This is a genomic window from Pseudomonas baetica, assembly GCF_002813455.1.
Lineage (GTDB): Bacteria > Pseudomonadota > Gammaproteobacteria > Pseudomonadales > Pseudomonadaceae > Aquipseudomonas > Aquipseudomonas baetica.
In genome coordinates, this window is record NZ_PHHE01000001.1 from 6,457,314 (window position 1) to 6,473,714 (window position 16,401).

Annotated in this window: 17 protein-coding genes and 1 pseudogene; 11 read left to right on the top strand and 7 right to left on the bottom strand. The window is 53.8% G+C overall.

What is annotated here, in order from left to right:
• Positions 1-68: 68 nt before the first annotated feature.
• Positions 69-329, top strand: a complete 261-nt coding sequence (locus tag ATI02_RS30095) for a hypothetical protein (RefSeq protein WP_146166093.1) — start codon at positions 69-71, stop codon at positions 327-329.
• 265 nt (positions 330-594) lie between these two features.
• Here the strand turns inward: ATI02_RS30095 and ATI02_RS30100 are convergent, their stop codons facing one another.
• Positions 595-1,239 (bottom strand): recombinase family protein, encoded by a 645-nt coding sequence (locus ATI02_RS30100; protein WP_100848184.1) that lies wholly within the window; start codon positions 1,237-1,239, stop codon positions 595-597.
• Between the two features lie 357 nt (positions 1,240-1,596).
• Here ATI02_RS30100 and ATI02_RS30105 point away from each other — a divergent pair, with 357 nt between their 5' ends.
• Positions 1,597-2,943 (top strand): pyocin-S2/colicin E7-DNase domain-containing protein, encoded by a 1,347-nt coding sequence (locus ATI02_RS30105; RefSeq protein ID WP_100848185.1) that lies wholly within the window; start codon positions 1,597-1,599, stop codon positions 2,941-2,943.
• Positions 2,940-3,191 (top strand): bacteriocin immunity protein, encoded by a 252-nt coding sequence (locus tag ATI02_RS30110; RefSeq protein ID WP_100848186.1) that lies wholly within the window; start codon positions 2,940-2,942, stop codon positions 3,189-3,191. Before ATI02_RS30105 ends, ATI02_RS30110 begins: the two co-directional genes overlap by 4 nt.
• Positions 3,192-3,391: 200 nt before the next feature.
• Here the strand turns inward: ATI02_RS30110 and ATI02_RS30115 are convergent, their stop codons facing one another.
• Positions 3,392-3,625, bottom strand: coding sequence for a type II toxin-antitoxin system RelB family anti-toxin (locus ATI02_RS30115; RefSeq protein ID WP_100848187.1), 234 nt, complete (start codon positions 3,623-3,625; stop codon positions 3,392-3,394).
• Positions 3,626-3,733: 108 nt separating this feature from the next.
• Here ATI02_RS30115 and ATI02_RS30120 point away from each other — a divergent pair, with 108 nt between their 5' ends.
• The gene (locus ATI02_RS30120) at positions 3,734-3,940 is read left to right on the top strand and encodes a hypothetical protein (protein ID WP_100848188.1); all 207 of its coding nucleotides are present in this window, start codon (positions 3,734-3,736) and stop codon (positions 3,938-3,940) included.
• A 228-nt stretch (positions 3,941-4,168) separates the two neighbouring features.
• Complete coding sequence (locus ATI02_RS30130; RefSeq protein ID WP_146166094.1) at positions 4,169-4,675, top strand: hypothetical protein; 507 nt, start codon at positions 4,169-4,171, stop codon at positions 4,673-4,675.
• Positions 4,676-4,760: 85 nt separating this feature from the next.
• Here the strand turns inward: ATI02_RS30130 and ATI02_RS30135 are convergent, their stop codons facing one another.
• From ATI02_RS30135 to ATI02_RS30155, 4 genes are all read right to left on the bottom strand, one after another.
• Entirely contained in the window at positions 4,761-5,477 is a 717-nt protein-coding gene (locus ATI02_RS30135; RefSeq protein ID WP_100848191.1) for a hypothetical protein, read from the bottom strand.
• A gap of 504 nt (positions 5,478-5,981) precedes the next feature.
• Entirely contained in the window at positions 5,982-7,493 is a 1,512-nt protein-coding gene (tnpC, locus tag ATI02_RS30145; protein ID WP_100845498.1) for an IS66 family transposase, read from the bottom strand.
• Positions 7,494-7,511: 18 nt separating this feature from the next.
• Positions 7,512-7,871 carry an IS66 family insertion sequence element accessory protein TnpB gene (tnpB, locus tag ATI02_RS30150; protein ID WP_244196544.1) on the bottom strand — a complete coding sequence of 120 codons (360 nt, stop codon included), beginning with the start codon at positions 7,869-7,871 and terminating at the stop codon, positions 7,512-7,514.
• A 36-nt stretch (positions 7,872-7,907) separates the two neighbouring features.
• Positions 7,908-9,206: a recombinase family protein gene (locus ATI02_RS30155; protein WP_100848193.1), complete on the bottom strand. Its 1,299-nt coding sequence runs from the start codon at positions 9,204-9,206 to the stop codon at positions 7,908-7,910.
• Positions 9,207-9,405: 199 nt separating this feature from the next.
• On the opposite strand from ATI02_RS30155, the pseudogene ATI02_RS30160 reads away from it, so the two are divergent.
• The 3 genes and pseudogenes from ATI02_RS30160 to ATI02_RS30170 all read left to right on the top strand — a co-directional run.
• Positions 9,406-9,906: pseudogene (locus tag ATI02_RS30160) on the top strand (MiaE family protein); the annotation flags it as partial.
• A 165-nt stretch (positions 9,907-10,071) separates the two neighbouring features.
• Positions 10,072-10,779, top strand: a complete 708-nt coding sequence (locus ATI02_RS30165) for a response regulator (protein ID WP_095191008.1) — start codon at positions 10,072-10,074, stop codon at positions 10,777-10,779.
• Complete coding sequence (locus ATI02_RS30170) at positions 10,780-12,066, top strand: ATP-binding protein (protein WP_100848194.1); 1,287 nt, start codon at positions 10,780-10,782, stop codon at positions 12,064-12,066. It abuts the gene before it with no gap.
• A gap of 111 nt (positions 12,067-12,177) precedes the next feature.
• On the opposite strand, the gene ATI02_RS30175 is transcribed toward ATI02_RS30170, so the two are convergent.
• On the bottom strand, positions 12,178-12,975 hold the full coding sequence (locus ATI02_RS30175) for a MipA/OmpV family protein (RefSeq protein WP_100848195.1): 798 nt from the start codon (positions 12,973-12,975) through the stop codon (positions 12,178-12,180).
• Positions 12,976-13,158: 183 nt separating this feature from the next.
• Between ATI02_RS30175 and ATI02_RS30180 the strand changes: the two genes are divergently transcribed.
• The 3 genes from ATI02_RS30180 to ATI02_RS30190 all read left to right on the top strand — a co-directional run bounded on the left by ATI02_RS30180 (position 13,159) and on the right by ATI02_RS30190 (position 16,367).
• Positions 13,159-14,043, top strand: coding sequence for a LysR substrate-binding domain-containing protein (locus ATI02_RS30180; RefSeq protein WP_095191005.1), 885 nt, complete (start codon positions 13,159-13,161; stop codon positions 14,041-14,043).
• Between the two features lie 99 nt (positions 14,044-14,142).
• The gene (aguA, locus tag ATI02_RS30185) at positions 14,143-15,267 is read left to right on the top strand and encodes an agmatine deiminase (protein ID WP_100848196.1); all 1,125 of its coding nucleotides are present in this window, start codon (positions 14,143-14,145) and stop codon (positions 15,265-15,267) included.
• Between the two features lie 2 nt (positions 15,268-15,269).
• Entirely contained in the window at positions 15,270-16,367 is a 1,098-nt protein-coding gene (locus tag ATI02_RS30190; protein WP_100848197.1) for an extracellular solute-binding protein, read from the top strand.
• Positions 16,368-16,401: the final 34 nt, after the last annotated feature.

Consider the following 16,401-nt stretch of genomic DNA (forward strand, 5'->3'; position numbering starts at 1 on the left):
CGGTTTTGTAGGGGCAAGTCCAGTATGCTCAAATTAAGGAGCAAGTGATAAAGAGTATTAAGAGGAAGTTGGCTGAGCTTGATGATGTTAGGCAGAATTCCGAAAAGGTTCATCTGTTGATGGATGTACTTACATGTCCTTTTGTGCCGGATAATTTGAAAGTCACTTTGGTAGAGAGATTGTTGAAACAAGTTAAGCAACGTCAACCTACTAGGCTGGAAATCGATGAGGCGAAGATAAACCTTGGGAAATTTTCGTGGTTTGTCTCTTGGAACGGAGCAGAGTTGATGGCGTTGCTAGAGAAAAAAGAGTTGCTTAAAAGTTATTAGTGAGCTAGGGTTTTCAGCGCAAGGTGTACCCGTTGGCTTGATGGCAGTGGCTACAGTTCTGTCAGAGCGCCCCCGCAAGTTTGGTCAGAGAACCTTGGATGGTTCTTCAGAAGATCGAGTTGAGGTATCGTCCGCTTGTTCCGGGATGGCGGTTTATCCGCACACACTATACCAGCGGGGCATCTTGTACCTTTTTATCGGTTTCATAATTCGACCCGGTACATGTACCTACTAGTATCTACCGGTGATTGTATGGAACCGTTTCTTATTTCAGTGCACCCGGGTGTTCGGCACTAGTCTGCTTTTTTATTCGGTATACGGTAGCGACACCTATTTCGGCAAGCTTGGCAATGTCTTCAGCAGACATTGTCGGATGCTTGGTAATTAGCATCTGTACCTTTGTCCATTTTTCGATGTTCTTGCCCTTGCCCTTTGGTTTCCATTCAGGCTCCGCAAGTCGTTTATTTCTCAAGCCTTCATTAATGCGTTCGACACGCTTTTGTTGATCCAGACGGGCCATGGTTGCCATCAGGTCAATCAACATGCCGTTGATCACCTCCATGATCTGACCAGTGATGCCTTGGTCTTCGATCATCAAATGGCTCGTGGGTAGGTCTGCGATGACTAGCCGTAAACCTTTGTCCTTAATCGTTGCCTTGAGTGTCTCCCAGTCAGCCTGGGACAGTCGACTTAATCGATCTACGGATTCCACCAGCAGGATTTCTCCTTTCTGTGCGATAGATAGAAGGCGCATCAATTCAGGTCGGTTAAGTTTGGTACCACTAATGTGTTCAGAATAGATTCCGGCAATGGCAAGTCCTTTCTCGCTTGCGAATGATTCAAGGCTTGTTTTGGCTCGTAGTGCATCTTGATCTTTAGTGCTAGCGCGCAGATAGAGATGTGTTTTCAATTTTATTATCCTTTAAAGTATTTTTAGATAGATGTATGATAATCGGATCATATGTCTATCTGCAATAGATATATGATAGTGGCAGGCGACCGTTAATCGATCTACCAAATGACTAGACTTATCTGATAGCGTCGCGAGCTGATAGGTGTGCCATAGATTTCCCACCAAGTAGCAAATTGCTACCATTCAACAGGCTTTCCCAACCCGCTATCCTTCGCCCCCCCAGCAATGACACGGAATACGGAAAGCTGTCAGCTCGGCTTTTGGGATTTGTCCCACAGCCAGTGCTGGAGCTTACCGGTAACGTCATTCTGCCCCAGCCTCGGGCTGGAGTTCCCAAGGACGAAAGGAAGCTGCATGTCTGGCTATGTACCAAACCCGCCAAAGGGCCACCGCTATAGCGGCGTAGAGCCTGTAGATACTCATGCCCAACGTTGGGCTGAATACAAAGACCTCCCCACCAAAGAAGAAGCCAAACCAAACCGCTTGGGGTGTGTGTTCGCCAAGAGCTGCGATCTTCCCGATGGCGTGATTGATCACAAGAGACCAGCAGGATTCATTCCCGTAGAGAAGATTGGCAACTTCGGTGAGCTTGCCATTCTGGGAGGTTATGAGACTGATGCAGGCGGGAACATTCCGCTGAAACAAATCAGTGGTAGCGCAGCCCTAACGACCGCGATAGGAACTCTCATCTTAGGCGGCACGGCCATTGCCGCCACTTCGTCTTGTGGTGTTTTGTGTACTGCTGGTGGTGTTGCTGCTGGAACCGCTGCTACAACAGGAACCGGGGCCGGGGTTGGCACTGGTGTCGTCACTGCCGGTGTAGTGGCTGGGTTTCTGGGAGGAATGGTTGCACTGTTATGGCCATCAAGTTTGGGCGATAGCAGCCTGTACACAGAGGAACAGCTTCAATCACTCAAGGAAGGCCGCACGCGCGTTCGGATTCACATCGAACAGCAAGCAGATGGCACCCTGAAGGGCTATGGGTACAACACCCAGAGGCGTACCGACTGGGAGATGATCCCTGTGGTGCAATTTGAAGAGCAAGGCTCTCAGCAGGTGGCTGATTTTGGCGACGGGGTAACCCTGATCTGGACGCCAGCCGTTGACCCGTCCAGTACTTCAGGAATTCCACCACTGGAAGGTGCTCCACAAGCACCCCAAATCTGGATTTATCCGCCCACCGAGCAAGCGGATAACATCATCGTCAGCCCGATCTACCCAGACGAATACAAAGACTTCATCCTTGTGTTCCCGGCTGATTCCGGCATTCAACCGCTGTACATCGTTATCAGCGCTCGCTACTCACCGGGAGTTGTTACTGGTCAAGGAGAGGACGTGTCTGGTATCTGGCTTGCTGGCGCTGGCACAGGGTTAGGCGTTCCGATTCCGGCAAGAATTGCTGATCAGTTGCGGGGGCAGAAGTTTAAGAGCTTCGATGCTTTCAGGGCTGCAATGTGGACTGCTGTAAGTAATGATGCTGAGCTAAACAGTCAGTTCAAACCAACCAACCAAGGCTGGTTATCGAAAGGCAATTCACCGTTTGCACCGAAGGCAGAGCGCAACGGCAAGAATGCGCGTTACGAGATCCATCACATCGAGAACATCCAACACGGCGGTGCTGTGTACGATATTGAAAACCTCAGGGTGGCCACACCAAAACGTCACGTTGAGATTCACAAAGAAGACAGGCAGAAATCATGAAAAATACATTCAGCGATTACACGGAAAGCGAATTCGAAGCTCTGCTACAGCGCATCATTAACCACGATGGCGCGGAGCCAGAGGTGGATAAACTGGTGTTCCACTTTGAAGAGGTGAGTGAGCACCCTGCTGGGTCTGATTTGATTTTCTATCCGGAAGACGGCGCTGATGATTCAGCGTCTGGCATCACCCAAACCGTAAAGGAGTGGCGAGCTGCTCAGGGCCTGCCGGGATTCAAGGCCGACTGAGTCAGGCTCCTGGGAGAAGTTGTGACGGACGGGGCAAAGTTTTCCAAAAGCTGGCCCCGATTTTTTTCAGGAGCTGGTAGCTCACCTAGGTATTAGTGCTGCCATCCCGCATGGCGGTATAGCCGAAGGTGAGGGCGGGCAGGGCGACTCTAGCCGTAAGCGACTTATCTTTCTCTTCAAGGCGAGCCGTCTATAGCTTACTAAGGCTGTTCCCCTAACATTTTTTCCAAGTTCAATACTAGGTCTGAAGGCTTGCATCTCAAAGCGCTTGCAAGCTTGAACAGGACTGCAATCGTAGGGTGGTGGATACCACGCTCTATCAGACTGACATAGTTGCGCTGTACGTCTGCTTCATGTGCAAGCTGTTCTTGAGTTAATCCAGCCTCTTTGCGTTTTTGGCGCAAAACCTTCCCAAAAGCAAAGCCGATATCCACGTTTGCAGCCCCATCCTAAAGAGGGGTCACTGTCGATGATGACTGTCTCTGCGTCCTCACAGTATACTGTGAATATTCGCTGTAAAATCACTCCGAATGAGAGGCGCCATGAAGGTATATGCGGCAATTTTTATCGCGACACTGACCATGCCGATGGCCAGTCTGGCAGGTATTTTGGCAATGGAGCTGGGTTACGTCTGGAGCATTCGCCAAGCTTTCGGTGTTGGGGTTCTTGTTGGAAGCGTGATGGTCATGCTGGCAGTAATCATTTTCTTACTCGGTATTCCTACGCTGAAGCGAAATTTCCGCAGCTAGGGATAGATTGAATGAAATCAAAAAGTGTGGCTGTGGCAATCGGGCTGAATTTAATCTTCCCCGGTTTCGGGTATTTGTATATGTGTCGATACTTAATCGGGGTAATCGGGGGTCTACTCGTTTTTGTTGTTATATGTAGGTCGTCGGAAAGCATAATCTTGGTTTGGGTTGTGATGAATTTAATTATGGCTATTGATATGTGCCTATTGAAGGGGTTGGTTAAGAATCATGAATAAAATCATATCCATTTGCTGTGTCGTCCTGTCAGGTAGTGTATGGGCTGGACAGCCTAGCGAGGATGCAATTAATCAAATGTACAACAGTCGTGTTGACGAAATGATGGAGTCAACCGGGATGAATTTTGAGAACGCAGTTGCAACGAAGAGCATTGCTTCGGAGTGGCGGGCAAACAATGCTCGCGCTCAATTGAAGTTTAGTAAGCCCATGATGTATTACGGTCGACTCAGTAAAGTGCTGGTTAACAATGGTAATGCTGACCTATTATTGGATTCTGGTTCGCCTTCAGAAGTCACTGTAACGCTATCCGCATATCAGGCTTGGCCGTGGAAATTGACCGGCGATGAATGGAGTATAGGTGGTGTACAATCAAATTTACAGTTTGCGGCGAATCTGAATGCTGGTGCTAAGCTCTATTTTCAGTGTCGGCGTGTAGAGTTTGTTGGAAAGATATATTTGGTGAATTGTCTCGCATTTCCTGAAAAAATCACAAATTGAGTCTGTACGGCTTTATTGTTTGCCCTTAAAGGCTCCTGTCGTGCGGCAGGGGGTGTTTGCGTGGCAAGGTAGTGGGTGTCTAGGGTTATGAGATATAATTGCTTAGATCGCGTCCTGAGGCTTTGAATTCTATCTCTTTGATCCTTGCACCGCGCACATCCGGCATTTTGTTATCTCGCCATTCTTTCAACATGGAAGTTACTTGGCGGCTTCCACTCCATAGCTGATGTTTTATTGGCTTGGACTTGATCTTTGCCAGATATGTCATCCACTTAAAGTACGAATCAAGGTCTTCGATCGTTTGGAGGTGGTGGCCATATTTGTCGTGGTCAGGTGCAATAATCGAATAGTCAGCCAGCTTTCCCTCTTTCTTCAGCTTCGCATGTAGATGTTGTAGGCTTGACTTTCTGCTCAGCTTGTCATTAAGAATTATCGCGTGGTGATGGTGGATTCCGCTTTCATCAGTTTCGCTTACCGTCACCCTCAGGGGGATGTATTTGAATTTGATTTTATAGTAGTTGTTGAGATGTGCGCTGTACTCTGAACAAGTCATCTTGTCTGTGAAGCGTGTGCGCACATGATAGCCTCTCGCATATCGAAATGCTCTAGATGCACCGTAAACTAGAATGTAAAGCGCTTGGACGATGTTTTCGAATGTAGGGTACTGTGCATTGCACTTGATTGGTATTCCCTGATATTGGTCTAGGATGTACTGGGGCTTGTGTTTGATTGTCATTATAATTAACTTACTGTATAGCTTGGCTACCCTTAATTGATTTCTAATAGAGATGTAAAGATCCATGCGCTCAATAGTCCCCTAGACCTTAAAGGCCGGGGGCTTTGACGATATTTTGTGTTTGTAAGTCGTTGCGAGGAAGCTGGGTTTGGTGTGTTTGTATAAAATTATATTGTGCTGTAGAACTCATACATCTCTAGCTCTGCTGCGCTTGTTTCGATTGCCTTGAAAGTCGTCGTGTCCCCTGTACGCTGGCGGGCCAGCATGGTCTTAAAGCGTTCTAGGCGCTCTTTAGTCAGGGAGCCGTCCCTGTTTGTAATGTGATGAACGTTTCCTCGCGCAGATATTTTGTATGCTTGTATCTTCCTGTTGTATCCCTCGTACACACACTTGCTAAAGTCATTCCCGGAAGTGTTGGCTAGCATTAAACCTCCGGAATAGCAGTCTATATGATATCCCGAGGACTGAAGCAGTGCGTTCAAGCGCATGGGGTGGTCTGCGATTAACTCGTACTGATAGTCCCAAGGTATGCGATCCATGAACCCCACATTTTAAAGGCGGGGCGTATAGTTATCTTGGTATTTGCGGAGTGCAGTTCCACGGCAGCAAGGCTTCGAAGTCCTCTACCGCTGCGGCTTGCGGCAATCGTTCAAGTGCGTGGCGCAGCCACGCATAGGGCTCTTGGCCGTTGGCTTTAGCCGTCTCGACCAAACTGTAAAGTTGAGCACTGGCCGTCGCGCCTTTGGGCGTGTCGCTGAACAGCCAGTTCTTGCGCCCTATTACGAAGGGCCTGATCGCACGCTCTGCTGCGTTGTTGTCGATCGGCAAAGAACCGGCTTCGGTGTAGCGCACTAACTTGTCCCAGTTGCTGGCCAGATAACTGATGGCTTTGCCCAGCGCGTTTTGCGCCGTCACCTGAGGCTGCGTTCTCTCCAGCCAGGCGCGTAACTGCGCCAGGACTGGCAGGCTGTTTTGCTGTCGACCTTCATGGCGATGTTCATCGCCGACTTCTTTTAAATCTCGCTCGATACCGTACAGCTTGTTGATCAGATTCAGGGCTATATCGGCACGCCCGGTTTTGCCCTTGGGTTGCACTTTTTGCGCCTCGACAAACTTGCGTCGCGCATGTGCCCAGCAGCCTAAACGTTCGACACCAGCCTGCGCGCCCAAGGCGTTATAGCCGGCGTAATCGTCGGTCATCAGATAGCCGCGATAACCTTCGAGCAGGCGCGACGGTACCTCTTGCGCTCGGCTGGTCGAGTAATCAAAAAGGATCACTGGCTGATTCGGCGGTCCGCCGGTTTGTACCCACATCCAGGACTGGCTAGTCGGCTCTCGATCAGGCTCTTTCATCACCTGGACACGCGTTTCGTCGCAGTGGATTACGTGACTTTCCAGCAGCCTGTCACGCATCAAGTTGAGCAGCGGTTGCAGGTGTTCGCCGCACTGGATGACCCAACGTGCCAAGGTTTGTCGTGGAATATCGACGCCGTGGCGACCGAGTACTTTTTCGAAGCGATGCAGCGGCAGACCGTCGACGTATTTGGTGGTCAGCAACATCGCCAACACACTGGGACTGGCCATGCTCTTTTCAATCAATTGCGCTGGCTTGTCAGCGGTGACCGGCGCGGTTTCACAGCCACGGCAGGCGTAGACCTTGCGGATATGTTTGATCACGCGGATCTGCATCGGCACGATTTCCAACTGCTCGCTGGTTTCTTCGCCGATGGCGTGCTTGCGGCAGCCGCAAGCACACATCAGCTCGTGCTCGGGCAGTTCGTGGATGACTTCGATACGGGGCAAGTCGGCGGACAGAGGCTTGCGTTTGCCACGGCGTTTGGTCGGAGCGACGACTTCTTCCTCCGCCTCTTCGGCGGCAGGCTCAGCGACACTTTCGGCTTCATTAAAAAGAGCCAATTGCGGGGTCGCTGGGTCGACTGATTGTTCGGATTTACGTCCGAAGAGACGCTGACGTAGCAGCGCATTTTCTTCTTCAAGATGAACAACCTTGGACTGCATCTGAGCAAGTAATTGCTTGAGCGCAGTCAGGTCATCGGGAAGGTTGTCGGGCATGGAAATCATGCCGTGGATTATACCGAATCAGGCGACAAATCGAGGTGTCAAAACCTGATGTGGACGGTTGCGCCACAGATCAAAACCATCGAGCAGCCAGTTCAGCTCCTGGACCGTCAGCACGATGGCTTCGTCGCTGTGATCGGGCGATGTTTTGAAGCGTTCGGATTCAAGGCGTTTGAGCCAAAGGCAAAAGCCGTTGCGTTCCCAATACAAAATCTTCACCCGATTGCGGGGTTTGTTGAGAAAGACGAAAAGCACCGGATCGAACACCGCCACTTTGATATCCAGCTCCACCAGTGCGGCTAGGCCGTCGATGGATTTTCGTAAGTCTACGGGTTTAGGGTAGAGGTACACTTTTTCAACTTTGGCGTCGGGACGCATCATGGCCGCTGGCTTCTGAAAGAGATCGGGAGCACAGCATCAGGCATCAAATCGCGGCTTTGAATGTGGGGTTTGTGGAGCGGTTACGTCCCAAGCAGTATCATATTTCGATACGTTTTCCACCGTGTCGTTAGTGATCAACAGCTTTTCACGTTCCAGTTTGTTTCTTTGTTCGGATAGAGAGACAATCTTTCTGTCGAACTCGGGCAGTGGCCCGTACTTTTCTAAAGATTGGACTACGTTGTTTATTTTTTCACCGACATCTCTCAGTTGGCCATCTATCACAATCAATTTTTTCTGGGATGATGACAGTTCAATATTTTGCATTGCTTTTTCAACTGCGCCTGTCGCTGTGTCATAGCAAACATGTAAAAGCACTGGCACAGGAAAGGATTTTGAATTTTTGCATCTTAAGTCACCATATACACATCTAGTGGTGCATCGCATGGTGAATGGACTGTTCTTGTTGATCTTAACCTGCATGTTTGCACCGCAATCCCCACATTTAATAAGGCCAGAAAGAAAGTGAGTGCGTGGTGCGGTTGGGGGTTTGTATTCGTCGTTGAAACGTTTTTGTACTTGGTAGAATAATTCATCAGATACAATTGATGGGTATATTTTGTAGTCTTTCCAGTATCCGATGGCAATCCTATTGGTTAACCATCGACGTATTGTGCTAGGGTTTATGGTCTCAAAAGCTGTGTTTGATTGGATAAGACGCTTTAATATGCGTCGTTCTCCGATGCCAGATAGAGCGTCCTCAAATGCTCCTTTCATTGCATCGGCAATATCAGGCTTTACTGTGCCATCTGAGTTCAGCCAAATGGGTGTCCTCCGCTTCGGGATGATTCCATTCATTGCAAGCGCTTCTCTTCTCTTATAACTTGCCTTGACTCGCTCTGATAGGGATGCGCTATACATATAGGCCTGTTGTACTTTTCCCACCAAAGACCATATTTGTTCGGATTTGATGATTGGGCCATAGGTGCACCCATCTTGTAACGTTATGATTTGTACTTTTGCGCTAACGATTTGATCTATTAACGAAATCATCTGCATCTCTGGAAGACGACCAATCCTGTCGATAGCCTCAACAAGGATCACGTCCCCTTCTTTGATTTCACCTTGTTCGATGGCTTCAAGTAACTTTCCAAAACCATGCTTTAAATGATCGCCTTTAGAGGCTGAGCGACCAAGGTCTTCAAACTTTTTTGGATAAATTTGGTAGCCTTTGTTGTTTTCAATCCATTCAGATATCAATTCTTGTTGTCTGGATAAACTGCTTCCTTTACCTTGTTTCGTACTTGAAAAACGTGCATAGCCAACCGCGTAGGGCATATTTCACCTTCGTGATGTTTTGATGGGTCGAAGTTGCCGTCGATGTCAGTCGACGGTGCTTGTAATCGTGAGTTTTTTTCGCTTGGAGATGAAAGATTTATAACACGCGATACGTCCATTCTAAACATTCAAAAGAAATATAATGATCTGCTTGCTGGTATCTTGGGCAGGCGTTCGTAGTGGTAATGCGGATATTAGCGAGTTCAAGGCCGCCAGCACCGCACTGAGCCTGATTGCCAAGTACCATTCCCACGTCGACCTGATCAACATGATGTCGCGCCTGGCACGGGAAGAACTGGTGCACCACGAACAAGTCATGCGCATCATGAAACGTCGCAAGATCGAACTGCGCCAGTTGCATGCTGGCCGTTACGCCTCGGGCCTGCGCAAAGTGGTACGCAGCCACGAGCCGGTGAAACTGGTGGATACGCTGGTGGTCGGGGCGTTTATCGAAGCGCGCAGTTGCGAGCGGTTCGAAGCACTGGTACCGCATTTGGACGAAGAACTCGGCAAGTTCTACTTCGGCTTGCTGAAAAGCGAGGCGCGGCATTTTCAGGGTTACCTGAAGCTGGCTTATCAGTATGGTGACGCCAAAGACATCGCCCAGGTCATCGACAAAGTCCGCGCCGCCGAGCAGGAACTGATCGAATCGCCAGACGAAGAATTCCGTTTCCATAGCGGCGTCCCCGTCGCGGCATAATCCCTGCGGCAGCTCCTGTACGGGAATTGTTAAAAACTCTTAAGAGCATGAAACATCACCTGAAACCGGCCCCAGCGGCCGGTTTTTGCTGCCTGCGATAAACGCCCCGGCAGCGATTGCCGCCATAATGTCGCCCACTTCACATAGGGTCGACAGATGGTCGTTATGGATAACCTGGGTTTTGGCAAAGTCCTGCTGGTCGAAGATGATGAGCGTCTCGCCGCGTTGATTGCGCACTTCCTCGAACAACACGGCTATGAGGTGCGCACGGTGCATCGCGGCGATCTGGCCGTGGCCGCTTTTGTGGAATTCAAACCCAAGGTCGTGGTGCTCGATCTGATGCTGCCGGGGCAGAGCGGTCTGCACGTATGCCGTGAGATTCGTAGCGTGTCGGACACGCCGATTGTCATCCTGACGGCCAAGGAAGATGACCTCGACCATATTCTCGGTCTGGAGTCTGGCGCCGATGACTACGTAATCAAACCGATCAAACCACCGGTGCTGCTGGCCCGGTTGCGCGCCCTGCAGCGGCGGCAGGTGCCGGACAGTGGCGTGGTGCATTTTCTCGAATTCGGCCAGTTGAGTATCGACCGCAGTTGCCGCGAAGTGCGCCTGGCCGGTGAGCTGATCGAAATGACCACCATGGAGTTCGAGCTGCTGTGGCTGCTGGCCAGTGCCGCCGGTCATACCCTGTCGCGCGATGACATCCTCAATCGTATGCGCGGCATCGCCTTCGATGGGCTTAATCGCAGTGTCGACGTGTACATCAGCAAGTTACGCAACAAACTCAAGGACAATCCCCGTGAGCCGGTGTGCATCAAGACCGTGTGGGGCAAGGGCTATCTGTTCAATCCGTTTGCGTGGGAGCTGTAGATGCTGCGGTTATTTCTCGGGCTGTTTCTGGTGATGACGGTGGGGCTGGTACTGGCCCTGCAAACCGTCGAACACACTTTCAACGCGTTGCTCGACAATCAGATGCAGGCCTACAACCGCGAGGCGGTGCGCGGTCAGGCATGGTCGCTGGTGGATCATTTGCGCGGGCTTCAGGGCGAGGCGCGCGAGCAGCAGCTGGAAGCTTTGCGCCCGCATTACGGGCTGACGCTGAAGCTGGCCGAGGCCGATCAACTGGCCCTCACCACCGAGGAAAAAAACCAGCTGGCGCAGAATCTGCTGGTGATCCGCGACAGCTACACGCAGTTCATCAGCAACATTGACGGTGGTTCGCAGTTGCTCAGCATCAAGCTGCCGCCGGAGCCCAGCCTGATGCCGTTCTACATCTCGGCGGCTTATGGGATGCTCGCGGTGCTGATCGGCATCGTGCTGTTTTTCTGGGTGCGTCCGCACTGGCGTGATCTGGAAAAACTGCGCCTGGCTGCAGAGCGTTTTGGCGACAACGATCTGTCGGTACGCATCAAGCTGTCGAAACGCTCGAACATCCGTGATCTGGCCGAACACTTCAACCTGATGGCGGCGCGCATCGAGAGTCTGATCGCCAATCAGCGCGAACTGACTAATGCCGTGTCCCACGAACTGCGCACGCCGATTGCGCGGCTGTCATTTGAGCTCGATCAGCTCAAGCAGCAACCGGACGCCAGCCAGAGCCGCGAACTGATTGCCGACATGTACGCCGACCTTGGCGAGCTGGAAGAAATGGTCTCCGAACTGCTGACCTACGCCAGCCTTGAACGCGGCGCGACGGTGATCAAGCGCGAGAATATTCAAGCGGCCAATTGGCTGGACAGCGTGGTCGGCAGTGTGGCGCTGGAAGCGGAGGCGGCGGGGGTGCAGTTGTTGATTGGCGAGTGCCGGCTCGACACCGTGCGCATTGAGCCGCGCTTCATGGCGCGGGCGGTGATCAATCTGCTGCGCAATGCCATTCGGTATGCCGAGCAGCGGGTGGAAGTGACGCTGGTGCGTACGGGGGATTTCTACGAAGTGCAGGTCAACGACGATGGGCCGGGGGTGCCGGTGCATGGTCGGGAGAAGATTTTTGAGCCGTTTTCACGGCTGGATGCGAGTCGGGATCGGCGCACCGGTGGGTTTGGCCTGGGGCTGGCGCTGGTGCGGCGGGTTTCGCAGTCCCATGGTGGCCAGGTTGAAGTGGGGGATTCGCCTTGGGGTGGGGCGTCGTTTCGCATGACCTGGGCGCATCTGGATTGATCATCGTTGTCAGTTCCGGCGCTTTCGCGAGCAAGCCCGCTCCCACAGAGGAACGCAATCAAATGTGGGAGCGGGCTTGCTCGCGAAGGGGCCGTCAGATACACCGAACAGTCAGAAGGTGTAGGCCACCTGCCCAACCACTGAAGTCTGCAACCTGCGCTCGACAATCGGGCTGTCCGCCGCCTCATGGCTCAGATACTGCGCCGCCAGCACCGAAGACACACTCCAGCGCTCATCCAGCGGCAACGTCCAGGTCAAATCTGCCCCGCGACTGATCAACCCGCCTTTCGCTTCATACGCGCGAAACTGGCTGCGAAAAGCCTGCGCGGTGCTCACGCCGTACCAGGTACGCAGGTAATCGCTGTCGCCGAACTGGCTGTTGAGCCCGCCGATCACCTTGCCGAAACGGCCCTCATACAGCGGCAGGTTGATGCTCAGTTTCAAGCGATTCCACGATGATCCGGTGTCGTGGTCATCGCCGTCCTTTTCCAGCGCATGCTCGAAGCTTGCACCGAGAATGATCGGCCCCATGTGATAACTGCCGTCGACGCCCAGCACCGGACGTGACTTGATCGAGCCCATGCCGTTCAGCTCGTCAGAACCCTTGAAACCGGTCTTGCGATCCTTGCGTACATCGCTGGCGCCGATATAAACGCTGAGGCCGAAATCGTCTTCGTCGAAGCCCCAGCCCAGGCCACGGAGGCTGTCGAGAAAAAAGCCTTGCGGGCTGACCACTTCCACGCCGACCAGCGGCGCCGTCACGCGCTCATCGCTGCCGCTGTAGCGCGGTGCATTGACCGCGCCACCGCGCAGGGTTGCGTGCCAGTCTTCGGCGCGCAGTGAATCAGCCGGCAGCAGCAGGCAAAGGGAAGTCAGCGACAGTGAGAATGTTCGAAGCGAAACTGGCATGGGGCACCCAAGGGGAATGTGAATGCGCCCATGCTAGGCAGGTGTTGCCCGACAATCTTTGCCAGCTTTGTCGGGAAACTGTCAAAGACTGTGAAGCGGCTAACGGGTCAGGCCCAGACGTTCATGCCACTGGACCCCCACCGCCAGCCCGGTCAGCATGTCCGGCAAAAAGGGATGCCCCTCATGCGTAAACTCCCCTCACTGGCCGCTTTGCGAACCTTCGAATGCGCTGCCCGCCACGCCCATTTCGGCCGGGCCGCGGCCGAACTGTGCGTCACTGACAGCGCCGTCAGCCACCAGATCCGTCAGCTCGAAGAGCAGCTCGGGGTGTCGCTGTTCATCCGCGAAGGCCGGCAGATTCGCCCGACTATCGCCGCCGGCCGCTTGATGCAGAGCCTGCAACAAGCCTTCGAACTGATCGGCGATGCCTGCGACGAGCTGCGCGATCCCTCCTCGCTGGCCGTGTTGCGCCTGGCGGTCACCGCAGAGCTGGCGCAAAAGTGGTTGATGAACCGCCTCACTGACTTCTACGTGCGTTATCCGCACATCACCCTGCATCTCTATGAACAGCCGATCGACGCCAGCGCGCCGGGTGAAGACATTGACCTGGCGATCACCTACGGCACCGGCCCGGTGGACAGCAGCGCCTACTTCGTCAGGCCATTGCCGGATTTGCAGTTTTTCCCGGTGTGCAGCCCCGGTCTGTTCAACCAAGGCAATCTGAAAACCCCGAAGGATCTGGTCCGCCATTGCCTGCTGCACGACGATCAGGACGGCAAGACCTGGACCGCGTGGCTGACCAGCCATGCCGGTGATCAACGCCCGCAACGCCAGTTGTATTTCGCCCACGCAGGTCTTGCGCTGGAAGCGGCGGCGCAGGGCCAGGGCGTGGCGATGGGCGACAACCTCACCGCCCAGGAAGATTTGCAGAACGGGCGACTGGTGCGGCCGTTTACCGCCAGCATGACCGCGCTGGGCCAGTACGCGCTGGTCTGCGAACGGCTGCGCCTGGAGCGCCCCGCCGTGGCGCAGATGCTCGAATGGTTCAACGAACAACTGGCCGATTGATGAGTTGAATTCAACTGTTCCGTACTAATCATCGTTGGCGAGCCCGGCGTCTGCGCCCTTAGCCTGTGGTCATTCCCAACACCAGGACGAGGTTTGACCATGGCACGTTTGCTCGACTCCACCCCCAAACACGACGGCTTCCGTCTGCCCGGCGAATTCGAAACCAAGGCCGGCTGCTGGCTCGGCTGGCCGGAGCGCACCGACGTCTGGCGCAACGGTGCCAAGCCTGCGCAGAAAGTCTGGGTGCAGATCGTCACCGCCATCTCGCACAGCGAACCGGTCACCGTCTGCGCCTCTGCCGCGCAATTCGCTACGGCTCGTCGCCAGTTGCCGCCGCAGGTGCGCGTAGTGGAAATGACCTGCAACGACACTTGGTTCCGCGACAGCGGCCCGTGTTTTGTGGTCAACGATCTGAGCGGCGAAGTACGCGGCGTCGACTTCCAATTCAACGCCTATGGCGGTCTCGACGGCGGCCTGTATTACCCGTGGGACAAGGACGATCAGATCGCTGGCAAGATCCTCGAGATCGAACGTTTCGACCGTTATCGCGCGCCGTTGATTGCCGAACTCGGCGGCATTCAGAGCGACGGCCAGGGCAGCATCCTCACCACCGAACAGTGCCTGCTCAACCGCAATCGCAACCAGCATCTGGGCAAGGACGAAGTCACCCGCCGCCTGACCGATTACCTCGGTGCCGAGCAAGTCATCTGGCTACCACGGGGCTGCAAGTTCGATGAAACCGACGGCCATGTCGATGACCTCGCCTGCTTCGTCCGCCCCGGCGAAGTGGTGCTGCAATGGACCGACAACCGTGACGATCCGCAGTGGGAAATCTATCAGGAGGCCTACGATATCCTGCGCAGCACCCGCGACAGTCGCGGCCGCGAGTTGATAGTGCACAAACTGCCGCAACCGGATGTGCTGGAGTGGACCGCCGAAGAAGCCGAAGGCCTCGATCAGCAGGACAGCACCCACACCCGTCAGGCCGGGACGAAAATCTGCGCCTCGTACATCAACTATTACGCCGGCAACAGTTCGATCGTGGTGCCGCTGTTTGGTGATCGTCAGGACAAAGTCGCCTTGGCGACCCTGGCCGAACTGTTCCCGCAGCACAAAATCGTCGGCATCGAAAACTCCCGGGAAATCCTCCTCGGCGGCGGTAACGTCGCGTGCATCACCATGCCGCAATACGCCGGCACGCTTGACCACAAGAAAGGAGCCTGAGCATGGGCCTGCACAAACTGACTCAAGCGTTAATGCTGGTGCTTGCACCCTTGTGTGTGCAGGCCGCCGACACCGCCAGACCGGTGGTCAATCTGTACATCTGGGGCGAGTACCTGGCCCCGGATACCCTGAAGAATTTCGAAGCGAAAACCGGCATTCATGTGGTCGCCGATCACTTTGATTCGCTGGAAACGGTGGAGACCAAACTGCTCACCGGACGCAGTGGTTACGACCTGGTGCTGACCGCCGGCCAGCACCTGTCGCGGGCCATCGAGAGCGGAGCGATCCAGCCGCTGGACAAGGCCCGGGTGCCGCACTTTGCCGGCGTGGGTGAAGAGTTTCGCCAGCACATGGCGGTGTTCGATCCGGGCAATCGCTATGCCGGGATTTACGCTTGGGGCACCACCGGCGTCGGTTATCAGGAAGAGGCGATCAAGCAACGTTTGCCGGATGCGCCGACAGACAGTTGGGCGATGTTGTTCGATCCGGCGGTGGTGGCGAAATTCGCCGACTGTGGGGTGAGCCTGCTCAACGATCCCAACGAAGTGTTTGCCGCTGTCATGAAGTACATGGGGCTGGACATCAACCGGCAAAACCTCGATGACCTGAAACTCGCCGAGCAGCAACTGGCGAAGATTCGTCCGTACATTCGCTACTTCGACAACGACCTGAACATCAGCGACCTGGCCAACGGCAACACTTGCGTGGCGATGTCGTGGAACGGCAACGTCGCCATTGCCGCCGGGCAGGCACAAGCGGCGAACAAACCGTTCAAACTCAAATATCGGATACCGAAGGAGGGCACGCTGATCTGGTTCGACGCCATGGTCATTCCCAAGGACGCGCCGCATCCACAGGCCGGGCTGGCGTTGATGGATTATTTGATGACGCCCGAGGTGATTGCGCCGATCACCGACACCATTCACTACGCCAATGCAATTACGGCGGCGGACGGGTTGGTGGATGCAGCGATTCGCAATGATCCGGGAACGTATCCCTCGCCAGCGGTGCGGGCATCGCTGTACAGCAAAAATGACAACGGCAAGGCGTTCAACCGCGCGTTGATTCGCGCATTCAGTCGCTTGAAGTCGGGGCTGTAATGTTTGCCTGAGTAGTATTTTGAATTGGTTGCGC

Bases quoted from the DNA above. Each gene is read 5' to 3' on its own strand.
- ATI02_RS30105 (WP_100848185.1), top strand. From the start codon at position 1,597: ATGTCTGGCTATGTACCAAACCCGCCAAAGGGCCACCGCTATAGCGGC.
- ATI02_RS30110 (WP_100848186.1), top strand. From the start codon at position 2,940: ATGAAAAATACATTCAGCGATTACACGGAAAGCGAATTCGAAGCTCTG.
- ATI02_RS30120 (WP_100848188.1), top strand. From the start codon at position 3,734: ATGAAGGTATATGCGGCAATTTTTATCGCGACACTGACCATGCCGATG.
- ATI02_RS30130 (WP_146166094.1), top strand. From the start codon at position 4,169: ATGAATAAAATCATATCCATTTGCTGTGTCGTCCTGTCAGGTAGTGTA.
- ATI02_RS30135 (WP_100848191.1), bottom strand. From the start codon at position 5,477: ATGGATCTTTACATCTCTATTAGAAATCAATTAAGGGTAGCCAAGCTA.
- tnpC (WP_100845498.1), bottom strand. From the start codon at position 7,493: ATGATTTCCATGCCCGACAACCTTCCCGATGACCTGACTGCGCTCAAG.
- tnpB (WP_244196544.1), bottom strand. From the start codon at position 7,871: ATGATGCGTCCCGACGCCAAAGTTGAAAAAGTGTACCTCTACCCTAAA.
- ATI02_RS30155 (WP_100848193.1), bottom strand. From the start codon at position 9,206: ATGCCCTACGCGGTTGGCTATGCACGTTTTTCAAGTACGAAACAAGGT.
- ATI02_RS30165 (WP_095191008.1), top strand. From the start codon at position 10,072: ATGGATAACCTGGGTTTTGGCAAAGTCCTGCTGGTCGAAGATGATGAG.
- ATI02_RS30170 (WP_100848194.1), top strand. From the start codon at position 10,780: ATGCTGCGGTTATTTCTCGGGCTGTTTCTGGTGATGACGGTGGGGCTG.
- ATI02_RS30175 (WP_100848195.1), bottom strand. From the start codon at position 12,975: ATGCCAGTTTCGCTTCGAACATTCTCACTGTCGCTGACTTCCCTTTGC.
- ATI02_RS30180 (WP_095191005.1), top strand. From the start codon at position 13,159: ATGCGTAAACTCCCCTCACTGGCCGCTTTGCGAACCTTCGAATGCGCT.
- aguA (WP_100848196.1), top strand. From the start codon at position 14,143: ATGGCACGTTTGCTCGACTCCACCCCCAAACACGACGGCTTCCGTCTG.
- ATI02_RS30190 (WP_100848197.1), top strand. From the start codon at position 15,270: ATGGGCCTGCACAAACTGACTCAAGCGTTAATGCTGGTGCTTGCACCC.